The organism is Parabacteroides sp. AM08-6, from assembly GCF_003473295.1.
Classification (GTDB): Bacteria; Bacteroidota; Bacteroidia; order Bacteroidales; family Tannerellaceae; genus Parabacteroides.
In genome coordinates this window covers 1-11,121 of the sequence record NZ_QRMP01000036.1, presented here as the reverse complement: position 1 = coordinate 11,121, position 11,121 = coordinate 1, and the positions used below count along the sequence as shown (strand labels likewise).

11 protein-coding genes and 1 pseudogene are annotated in these 11,121 nt (G+C 38.6%); 8 read left to right on the top strand and 4 right to left on the bottom strand.

Going from position 1 to position 11,121, the window contains the following annotated elements; all coding sequences use genetic code 11:
- Positions 1 to 10: 10 nt before the first annotated feature.
- The 4 genes from DW103_RS16045 to DW103_RS16030 are packed head-to-tail and all read right to left on the bottom strand — an operon-like array spanning position 11 to position 3,294.
- Positions 11 to 373: a hypothetical protein gene (locus tag DW103_RS16045; protein WP_122277976.1), complete on the bottom strand. Its 363-nt coding sequence runs from the start codon at positions 371 to 373 to the stop codon at positions 11 to 13.
- Between the two features lie 11 nt (positions 374 to 384).
- Positions 385 to 2,412, bottom strand: coding sequence for a hypothetical protein (locus tag DW103_RS16040; RefSeq protein WP_122277974.1), 2,028 nt, complete (start codon positions 2,410 to 2,412; stop codon positions 385 to 387).
- Entirely contained in the window at positions 2,387 to 2,857 is a 471-nt protein-coding gene (locus DW103_RS18670; RefSeq protein WP_158576705.1) for a rhomboid family intramembrane serine protease, read from the bottom strand. Before DW103_RS18670 ends, DW103_RS16040 begins: the two co-directional genes overlap by 26 nt.
- Before the next feature lie 32 nt (positions 2,858 to 2,889).
- Positions 2,890 to 3,294: a hypothetical protein gene (locus tag DW103_RS16030; protein WP_122277970.1), complete on the bottom strand. Its 405-nt coding sequence runs from the start codon at positions 3,292 to 3,294 to the stop codon at positions 2,890 to 2,892.
- A gap of 133 nt (positions 3,295 to 3,427) precedes the next feature.
- On the opposite strand from DW103_RS16030, the gene DW103_RS16025 reads away from it, so the two are divergent.
- The 8 genes and pseudogenes from DW103_RS16025 to DW103_RS15990 form a co-directional block, all read left to right on the top strand.
- Entirely contained in the window at positions 3,428 to 4,162 is a 735-nt protein-coding gene (locus DW103_RS16025) for a hypothetical protein (protein WP_122277968.1), read from the top strand.
- A gap of 25 nt (positions 4,163 to 4,187) precedes the next feature.
- Positions 4,188 to 5,543, top strand: a complete 1,356-nt coding sequence (locus DW103_RS16020) for a DUF5309 family protein (RefSeq protein WP_147381227.1) — start codon at positions 4,188 to 4,190, stop codon at positions 5,541 to 5,543.
- An 11-nt stretch (positions 5,544 to 5,554) separates the two neighbouring features.
- The gene (locus tag DW103_RS16015) at positions 5,555 to 5,944 is read left to right on the top strand and encodes a hypothetical protein (protein WP_122277964.1); all 390 of its coding nucleotides are present in this window, start codon (positions 5,555 to 5,557) and stop codon (positions 5,942 to 5,944) included.
- Positions 5,945 to 5,979: 35 nt separating this feature from the next.
- A complete protein-coding gene (locus tag DW103_RS16010) occupies positions 5,980 to 6,552 on the top strand; it encodes a hypothetical protein (RefSeq protein ID WP_147381226.1) in 573 nt (190 codons plus the stop codon).
- On the top strand, positions 6,552 to 9,725 hold the full coding sequence (locus DW103_RS16005) for a hypothetical protein (RefSeq protein WP_122277960.1): 3,174 nt from the start codon (positions 6,552 to 6,554) through the stop codon (positions 9,723 to 9,725). Before DW103_RS16010 ends, DW103_RS16005 begins: the two co-directional genes overlap by 1 nt.
- A gap of 24 nt (positions 9,726 to 9,749) precedes the next feature.
- Positions 9,750 to 10,046 carry a hypothetical protein gene (locus DW103_RS16000; protein ID WP_122277958.1) on the top strand — a complete coding sequence of 99 codons (297 nt, stop codon included), beginning with the start codon at positions 9,750 to 9,752 and terminating at the stop codon, positions 10,044 to 10,046.
- Complete coding sequence (locus DW103_RS15995; protein ID WP_122277956.1) at positions 10,033 to 10,332, top strand: hypothetical protein; 300 nt, start codon at positions 10,033 to 10,035, stop codon at positions 10,330 to 10,332. Before DW103_RS16000 ends, DW103_RS15995 begins: the two co-directional genes overlap by 14 nt.
- A 7-nt stretch (positions 10,333 to 10,339) precedes the next feature.
- A pseudogene (locus DW103_RS15990) lies at positions 10,340 to 11,121 on the top strand (hypothetical protein); the annotation flags it as partial.

Sequence of the window (11,121 nt, the reverse complement as noted above, 5' to 3'; positions counted from 1 at the left end):
GGGATCTTCTTTAGATGGTAATACGTTTTTTTGACCGGATGTATTTTATATAAGTTTCTCTGCGTTTTTTACGTTCTTCGGGGGATAACGCATTGGAAGCGTTTCTTGATAGCGGAGTATAGTAAAAAGCCTTTTCCATCAGGTCCAGATGCGTTACATTTTTTTGAATTACACGCAGTCGTTTCATGCGATTGATATCTTCTTTTGAAAGTGATATCAGCTTGTCGTTGTGGTCGAGTATGACAAAGTACCGGCGGTTGAATGCCTGTTGCTTCAGGTCACACAACCGGATAGCGAGTGATAACTGAATGGATTTTCTTTTTAAGAAGAACCACTGTTTTAAAAACTGGATAATTGAAATTTCTTCTTTCATGACTGTAATTATTAAATTGTTGATTCGCCGAGAATCCCCCGACTTCTAATTGATTTACTATCGGATATTTCTTTGGGTAATGGAAGATCGTAGCAGACATGAAGGCCTCCCATTCGGGTTATTAGTATGTCGTCGTGTTTACCGTCTATATTACCGAAGGTTCCATTTGCTTTTTTCTCATACCACCGGGCTTCATTAAGGGCGTCGTTGTCCCTTTCCTTGTAGCCCTGTTCGCGTAAGATGCTGATATAGGTGTCTATGATCATTGCTTTTGTAGCTTTGTTCATGTGGAAACCCCATTTCGGTGGTAATCCTTCGACTATTTTATCTGCAGGAGTGCGAGAATATAGGTTTGTATAGTATTTGGAGATCGTATCAAAGATAAATTCGGTGTGATCGCCATCCGTATCGTTGTCTTTTTCTGTATCATGGGTGTTGCTTTCAAATACAAGCAGGGCATTCCGGTAGAATACACCTAATTGAGCGCATTTCCACACAAGGATATCGTGGTCTATGTGTCCCCTCCATTGAGCTACGACCGACGGTTTGCCGCCAAACATCATCCAATAGCGATCAAAGACGGTTGCGACGGAATAATCCGCCTTGCTGCTCCTGCCTCCAGTGTCCACAAATATGACGTACCTATTACTGATATTTATTGAGTTGTCCGGCATCTCCCAAATTTTTAAGCATCCTTTATTGTTTTCAGAGAAGGAGACGCCCTGCAAAACTCTTTTCCTTAGATCGGGTTTTAACTTGGCCGATGCAGCCGAAGCTCGTCCATAGACTTCTCCGATCGCAATTGGAGAAATACAATCTTTTCGTAATCTTTCAACATGCGTAACATTAAATACGGGTTGCCCGGAGTTCTGGAATGCCTCAATGTCATCAGAAGGAAATTCTTCTTTCATACTGGATTCTGATGCAGATTCTCCACTTTTCCCCCGATACCAATTAATCGCTTCAAGTGTTGCGCCTTTCTCAAATAGCATCCATTCATAGTCTGTCATGCTATTTATAAAATCTTCGTATTGTATTTTAATCTCTTCGGAATACATATCAATGAGAAACCATTCGACGAATACCGGCTCGAATGCTGATTTTTTATCTGGATCTGTAGCATTGAGCCATTGTGTATGGAAAAAGTTTCCTATGCCTTTAGCTGTACTTTCATATACAATCATAGAGTAGGGGATTCTTTTCACTACACTACTGGTTGCACCGATAAGATCTTCGGGCTTTTTCCCTTCGGTAGCCGGGAATAAACCGACTTCGGAATAGTGGATCATGAATGCGGTTTGAGAACGGACCGAATCAGGGGATTCTGCAGAACCAACGGTGATACGACACCCCCGGGCTTTTACCTCTTTTATGTTTTGTGTGTTTTGATATGGTGTGAGCTCATATTTTTCATTAGAAAGGTCTGGGTACATTTTAAGGGCCCTTTGGAACATACCTCTAATATGCTTGGCTGCCTGGTCAAGATGGGCGCAAATGATGCTATGCCATTTTTCTTTATGTACCAACTGAATCCATAGCATATACAACTGTATCAATGTGGAACCTCCCCACTGCCTGGATTTGAGTAGTATAATTCGGATAGGCTTTCCTGCAAGACGTTGTTCTTCCAGCTTTTTTAAAAGCCTTCTTTGTCCTCTATTGAGCTTGAAAGGAATATCCCCTAATCCGTTACGGCCATCTTCAATAGTAAGACACGTATAAGCGAAGTATTCGAAATCGTAATCTATCCGGAGTTTGAAAAAGCAGATTAAGAACTCTTGATAGTGGAGTTTGGAATATGGTATCTTCTTCTTTTTAAAGTATTCTTTGATTGATCCAGCTCTATGAACTTCCTTACATATTGGTTCTTCTTGATACATCTTTTCAGGAATATATTGTACCGGTATGGGGTAGTCTTTGATGCATAATTTTACCCGTGGAAATGTGTCGCTGCCTTCCCCAGTTTCCGGATTGTAGACTTGGTTTATGTATTCAAGCCGGCAATTATTTTCTTTAATTGTGTCTTGAATGCTTCTCATAATTAAGCCAATTATCCACTATACCAATGATGATGCCCGAGATTAGCCCTAACAAATGGCAAGAAAAATTGATATGTGGCTTAATCGCGGATAGAACCAGGGCTATTGTGACCCCAAAAAGGAAAAGTGAAAACTTTTTGTTGTCTATGATTCTAAGTTTTGCTCCTATCAAGCTGATAGAGATAAACATTCCGGACATGGTATAAATCATTCCGGATGCCCCTACTGTTGGCAGATCCATATCTGATAAGAAAGAAATGATTATTGAAGCAAAATAGGCATATGCCAGAATTAATGATAGAGGCAATGCTTTTTGTAATACTTTACAAAGTGATAAAAAAGCGAAGCTGTTCAATGAGAGATGGATCCAATTCAAATGCTGGAATTGATATGTTATATGAGTCCAGATCGGGCTTGAAGAAGAATAGCCCAATTCATTTCCCATGGAAATATGTACAATTATGAATAGTATAATTATTATGTATTCCATCTTCTTTTATTTAGCAATTTGTAATGTAGTATTCTGGCTGATTTAAGATCAATGTAGAATCTTGGTGCGCTTTGGTTAATGACATTTTCAATGATTTCGATTATCGGCAGGCTTGATTTTTCTAATTCCTGTTTTACCCGTAAGAATATTTCTTTGTACATCTGCAATTTAAGAGGGTTTCTTATTCCGATACTTTGCCCTTTTAGCATTTTAGTTATGACCCGGAAAGATTGCTCTTCGGATACGTAGAATCTTTTAGCTGGGCATGTTATGGCCTCTAAAAGCAATTCATCTCTTTTTAAATACGGGGCTTTTTTGCCATGTTTTTTTATAACGGAATCATAAGAAGCCAAAAAGTCCCGGTCTCGCTCTTCCTTAAATTCTAACCTCATTATAGATAACCTAAACAACCTATTACGAGTGTATCAAAAAAAATAATCGAAAACAACAACTTTGTTAATTTACAACATAAAAAATTTCACTACTCCTGTTTTCTTCGCTATAGAACATTAAAAACGAATTTGTATGGCAGATGTAAGTGAAGAAAAGAAGAGCAGGAGAGACAGTTATCTTTCTCGAATGAAAGAACGTATGCCTGACGTGGATTTTGACAGTGAAGATCCAGAGGTTAGATATGGCGCTTTTGAAAAATATGACGATGATATTCATGGCCAGCTGAGCCAGTTTAAGGACAATGATAGCAAATTAAAGGATCTGTTTAAAAAAGATCCCAGATTTGCATCATTTATGTCTGATATCGTAGGGGGAGATTCGCCATCGAGCTCATTTGTGAAATATTTTGGAAAGGATGTGCTGGATATGTCCGGAGATGAAGAACAGATGGCAAAGTTGAATGAGGCTAATCAGGAATACTTGAATCGGGTGGCAGAAAGCAATAAACTGCGAGAAGACCAGGACAAGAATATGGAGGCTTCAGTACAGGACATGTCGGATTTCAAAGCAGAGAAAGAAATGTCGGATGAAGAATTTGAAAAATTCATTGGCGAATGCTATTCTGTTGTTGAAGGGGCTTTGATGGGACGTATTGATAAATCTTTCTTAGAAACGATGTATAAAGGTCTGAACTACGAAAAAGATCTTCAGGATGCAGCTGCTGCCGGAGTAGTGGAAGGACGAAATCAAAAGATAGACGAGCAGTTAAAAACGACAACCGGAGATGGCATACCTGCTTTAAACTCTGGTGGAAAAGGGGGAACCAAGAAACCTGCCGTTCCTTTTAGAAGAGATTTCTATTCATAATATTAACAATAAAAACATTTTAAAAATGAAAGACTTATTTAAAAATGGAAGTTTTGTCATGATGTTAATCATGATTCTTTGCTCCTTCTTGGGGGTAGTAGATGCCGGGGCTATTGGTGCGGAAGCTGTAACAGGCCCAACCGGTGGAGTTGTAGAGACCAACCAGGTAGTAACGACACAATTCACTCATGAAAATTCAGAAGATTTACTTTTGAATGATATTGAAAGGCGAGTTGTGAAAATTCGCCCAATGGGAAATCCGCTCGAACAGTTGTCGCGATATGCCACAAGACGGAAATCAAACAGTCAAAAGCATCAATATTATAGCACTGATACATTGCCTGTATCGGCAAAAGTGAAAACTAAATTTGATGAATCAACCGGTCTTGCCCAGGCAACTATAGACACCACGAACAACGGCATCTTTTCGAAATATGAAACGATTATTGTTCCGTCTGTCAACGGATATACTGAAGCTGGCGTTAAAAGCGAAGAGTTCCTGGTTTTGTATATTCTTGATAAGGCAGAAGACGGTAAACTGATTGTCGAAGCCGTTAATGGGAAAAAGATTGGGGATAATGAAAACAGTATTCCTTCTTTGCCTGCTGATACTATCCTTATACGTGCGGGGCGTGCGCATAACGAAATAGATATGCAGACAACGACTTATGCTTGCGTGCCGACAAAGAAAACACAGTATTTGCAGATTTTCAGAGCTCAAATAGAGGAATCTACTTTGCAAAAAATATCAGACAAAGAGGCCGATTGGACTTTTAGCGACCTGGAAGAAGAGGCCATTTTCGATATGAAGCGCGGTATGAACAAGTCTTTTTGGCTGGGAGCACGGAAAATTATTTACGACAAATCGAATAAAGAAGTTTACTTGACAGGGGGAATTTGGTGGCAAGCCGGTAAAACATTTGCTTACGGAACATCTTCTTCTGATTTGCAATTCACGGAGTCTATGTTGGTTGATTTAATGAAAAAGGCTTTCACAGGTAACGCTGGTAATAAAACAAAGATATTTATCATGGGTTCGGATTTGATGGCTAATTTGAGCAAGATCAAAAGGGATAGAATCGTAAACGATGACAAGGTGGTAACTAAATATGGTGTTAAGTTTAAGGAAATTGAGACTAATTTTGGTACGCTATGGTGTGTGCATGATGAATCTCTTGACGAGATGGGTTTTGCTGATAAAGGCTTGATTTTCGATGCTAATTATTTGAGAAAAATATCCGTGTATGAGCTTAAGACGAAAGATCTGGATCTTCGTAAGGCTGGCACTAAGGACGTGGATGCACGCACAATCTCTGAAATTTCCGGTTTGGTATTACAGAATCCGGATGCCCATGTTAAAGTTGTTCCCATCGCTGCTTAAAATAGTTTGTCATGATCAAAGTATATAAAGCACATAACATTCTTTCCGTCCCGGTTGTCGTGGACGGAAAGATTACCGGTTACGCAGAATTTAAAGATGAGAATCATACTTTTCGAACAAGTGATGAAATACTCCAAAAAGCCCTGGAGGGTTTGCCCTGTTTTGGCTCTCTGTTTAAATTGTCTGAAAGTATTGGCGAGTCAGACCCAGCCAAAGATCTTCCAACTAAAGAGTTGAAGGAATTTTCGGAAATCACAGACTGGCAAGACGCAAAGGATCTTCTGCGTAAGGATTATGGGATTTCCCATCAATCGCTGAATACTCCAGAGAATATTTTGAAAAAGGCCTCTGAAGCTGGTATATCTTTTCCTAACCTCAAAATTGAAGAGAATAAAGAATGACTTCGCAGGAGATAATAAACAAAGTTAGAGTAATAATGAATGAAGCAGGTGAAGAGGAAGAGCTTCACCTGCTAAGTGAGGACACGGTTAAGCTCGATGTTTACATCGATTCAGTGATACCAGACGCAGTGAATCTTATTTTGTTATTGTCTCCTATTTATTACATAAATACTGCATCTTCTACTATTGATGTTCAAAATATCAATGGAGCAGGTGTGATAGATTTACCAGCTGATTTCTTAAAGTTGGTAGCTGTTAAGTTAAAGGAATGGAAAAGAGCTGTGTTTATGGCTTATCCTTTAAATAGTGAAGAATATAACATACAGCATAATTCGATTACCAGAGCTGGAGTCAATAAGCCGGTATGTGTTTTGTCATATAATGTTTCTGGGCCTACTATAGAATGTTTCCCTTCTGGATCCATGGAATATTTTTCATATATCAAATCGGCATCTACAGCGAATAATAAAGGTCTTGATATTTTAAAGGAAACTCTTCATCTCGCTGTATGCTATATGTGTGCCAGTCTTGTCTATAATATTTTTGAAATGCCGCAAATTGGGGAAAGAATGAAGTCTATCGCTATTGATTTAATTCCTAAAGAGTGATGCGCTGGTCTATAGATGAAAATAAGGGTGATTTATTATATGAGGTTGAAGACGACAGACTCATATTGAAAATTAAGCCTGAAGTTATAGCGAGCATTAATACCCCCATAACAGGCGGAACAGGAAGCGGGAGTAGTTTTTATCACATAACATTAAATGACCAAGTAAGACCTTCGGATAATAATGGCTTTACTGCATTACGAACGCTAAAGGAGATAGACGATGCAATGGGTAATGTCCTTGTAGAAGCAAATGATATGTTTCTTCGAAAGGATATAGACGATGTAGCACATGGTAATATTTACTTTGATAAAAATATTGGTTCATCTATTTTCATTAACGATTGGGATGGTAAGGGATGGGAGATAACAGAAATAGGAGCAGGTACATTTGATTCTGGTCGTATAAGAAGTGACCTTTATATCGGTAATCGTCTTGGATCTCCTACTTTTGCCTCTGGATTCCCAAATGGATTTGGTTGGGATTTAGCCCCATATAAACGCTACAATGCTGCTGAAATAGAAGAAGTAAAATGGCGCTTGGAGTTGGATGACTTGATTGTTCGGGGAAAACTTCGAGTGTATGAAATGATAATATCCCAGCTACGTGGCGAGAATGACAATTTCATTTTCGCGGGTCAGATGGAAGTAGCTTATTACGACGAAGTAACACAGCGTATTTACTTTGATACTGGAAAAGGTAAATTATACAATCCTTTTCGATCAGGTGATATATTAATGATGCAACGATTTGATGGGATGCCTACAGTGGAAAACGACTACCAAGTAATCAAACAATATGAACTGCAGGTCGTAGATGTAGGAATTGGACCACTTTCTGATGGGGAAGACCGTTTAGATTGGATCACTTTTAAAAACTTTGTAGGTTCTTTGTCTGATATAGCAAACGGGGATATTCTTACGCGTGCTGATTCGGTAACAGATTCTACCCGTAAGGGAATAGTAAAAATAACGACGATTGACGAGATAGGTGCTCCCTACATGGATGTTGTTTATGGAATGAAAACGAATCCGATGGACAATATCAAGGCCCGCTTTGGAAATTTGACTGGTATTCGAACGAAAAGTGGAATTGACTTAACCGACCAGTGGGGACTCTATGCCAAAGGTGCTTTTATTGAAAATTCAATAGTCTTACTTGAAAATGGAGATACGATAGAGCAAAACTTCGTTGCCATGAATGGCAAATTCGAAAGCCTTATCAATGGCATTCGAAACGATATGTCCACCGAAGGGGGGAATATACTTGTTAATTCTTCTTTCAGCCAAAATACAAACTATTGGACTTCCGCCAACACTGCGCATTTTATTAATGTGAGCGGAGAATATCTATGGGTAGACGGAAGCTTTTATGTAGAAAAAGATGCGGTAGCCGATATTTTTAACGACAACGGTAAAAATGTACTTCGTATCCGGAACACGTACATTTTGCAACAAAATTCCATAATGCGCCTGCCGGAACATACGGAAACACCGGAAGATGGATATACTTATTCATTCGCATTGTTTTATAAGGTTATCCGGCCGGGAACATTATCTGTCGGTGTGCCCGGTACGGGATTATACACGGAAGAACAGTTAACCATATCGGATAGTTATAAAAAGCTATCCAAGGTTGCCAAATGGAATGAAACTGGCGATTTCAAGATACAGTTTACCGGAGAAATATTAATATATGGTGTCTCCTTGTTTAATGACGAGACGGCAGATGCGTTAATACATATGCAGACGCAGATACTACAGACTTTGGATGCTATTAAGTTATTGGCATCTAAAGATTATGTTGATGCAGAAACCGGTAAGATATACACAAAGTACAATGCCGAACTATCCGTCATGGCGCAAGAAATATCGGCAAGGGTTACACAACAGCAGCTTAACACCGCCACCGGAGCAGTGGAAAGAGAATTGAGCGGGCTTATCTCTATTCAGGCCGGACAAATATCTGCTGTTTCTTCAGAAGTAGATACTATAAATAATACAATTAAAAATGCAGGATGGATAACAACAACGGACAGTAATACTCTTTTTGCAAGAAAAGACTCTATAATATCAGTTATTAATCAATCATCTGAAATTACTAAGATCTTATCAAGTAAAGTAGCTTTTTATGCTTACAACCTTAACATGATAAGAAACTCGGGGAATATTACCAATACCACATATTGGAAAGTCACAGGAGCTTCATCATTAGATGTTTCTAATGGCGCTATAATGCTTAATTTGAATATAGATACAAGCAATTACTGGGGAGATATAAAAAATTATAGCTTGGCAGGAATACGATTATCATCGGATAAAAAATACACTGTAAGTTTCCGTATTTCGTCTTCTGTTTCGCAGCAAATATCTATAATGATTGGTCCAGATGGCAACAGGTTGACCAAGAATTTATCCATACCGTCAGGAGTTTCTAAAAACGAATTCACATTTCAAGGCAAAGACGTTGATGCGGAATTTTTCAGGTTGTATTCGCAGACAAGAAGCGTTATTTATATATATCAAGTGAAACTTGAAGAAGGTGAGTATGCAACGGAATGGACTCCAAACCCGAACGATTCTATATATTCTACTGATTCCGATTTGATTGCTGCAATAAATGGTACAACCATATCTGGAGGATTACAACTAACAACACGTATAAAGTTAGGTTTATTATCTGGAAATGTTTGGTCAGAACAAGGAGGAATTTCAGCCAATACTGACAATATTATGCTGTGGGCTGGAGGAACCTATGAACAAGCTAGGTCTGGAATAGCAAAAACAATACTGTATCATGATGGAAGTGGAAGGTATACCGGAAGGATAGAAACTTCTTCTGCAGGAAATAGAATTATTATTGACCCTTCTGCAAAAGCTATGCAGATGATTAATACAGAAGGTTCTTTAATTACGGAATTGAAATTTAACAATATAGCAGGTTATCAATCAAATCCAGCTTTACATATGTATTTACGAAGTACAAATAATGGTAATACAATATATCGATATACTATGGATTATAATGGTTTTGGTGTGTACGACCCTTCTGGTAACATTTTATCAAGATTGGGACCTGGCTTTCTTCTTTTAAAAGAGATACCAACCATTGACCCTAAACAAGCTGGAAGAGTATGGAGAGATAATACAACATTAAAAATATCTGTAGGATAATTATTAATATAAATAAAATTAGTCATGAAACAAGTAAATTTTCAAGAGTTAAATGTAGAGTTTGCAATCAACGAGTTTAAGAATATGGACTTTAGGGCCGATATAGGTAATGCTATTCATCGTCAGGCTGTTAATGTTCCTATGGCTGAACTTGCCCGTAAAATATATTACAGCGATGGGCCTGTAGAGATTGAAGATAAGGACTATGAAACGATGATGACCATAATCGAGCATTCTTTCTCTTTGATAGTTCCTGCCGCTGTAAAAAGAAGTACAAGCGAAGTTGAACCAGTAAAAGATGAAGAAGATGGCAAGTGTTAAGAATCTAACAAACAGCGATACGGTTATAGTCGGAAATTTTAAAATAGACTATAATGCCACTCTGGATTTAATTAATAAGGAGCTGGTATTTAATGCCTATATAACAAGTGTCCTTTATGGAAAACAAGTTGGTGTATTAATTTACAAAACAGGCAAGCAATTCTATCACACATACGACAATGAGCGTGATGTGTCATGGAATGAGACTACGGAAATATTCTCTACGATTATAGGATTAATCAAGGAGAATAATGAAGAATTGGAGAAATTAACAGTAGAAGAATAAAACAATTATGGCAGATATATCATATCCGGTAATAATTAGCAGCGAAGAGGAATTAAATTCGTTGGTTAGCTTAGTGACAGAACGAATTTCTTCGACAGCCAAAGACCCGGGACAATACAGTGAGGTTTCTTCCCTTACCGGTATATCTTCCCTGCCTGTGTTTCAGCAATCCGGTAGCACCTACCGTCTTGTACGTGTGGCAATATCCATATTAAAAGGTGTTGATGGGAAACAGGTAGAGATAAAGGTTGATGCCGATAAGGGGTATATTCAGTGGCGGTATACTGATGGTGAATGGAGAAATCTTATTGCTACGGAGGATTTGAAAGGCAATGATGGTGATACCCCAGTTTTCCGAACCGGTCCTACGGGTATTGAATGGAAATACGAATCGGAAGAGGATACAGCCTACCGGACCTTAGTTTCATACGATGTTTTAAAGCTTAAATTCACCGATTTAACAGAGGAACAAAAGGATGAACTAAAGCTCCATTTCTCGGATTTAACCGAAGAAGAAAAAGCAGAACTACAAAAGCCGGCAACAGATGCAGCCACTGAAGTTCGCGCTGAAATGGTTCAAATCTCCGAAGAAGCGAACCAAATTATAGAAGAGACAAATACCGCTAAAAACGCAGCCATAACAGCTACGGCAAATGCGAAGTCCGTATCTGACCATCCCGGCTATATAGGACCGGATTATTACGTTTACACATGGGACTATGTAACCGGAACTTACAACAAGACAGACACAATTCTTCGTCCTGAAGGGTTCAGTATTTATCGCACATA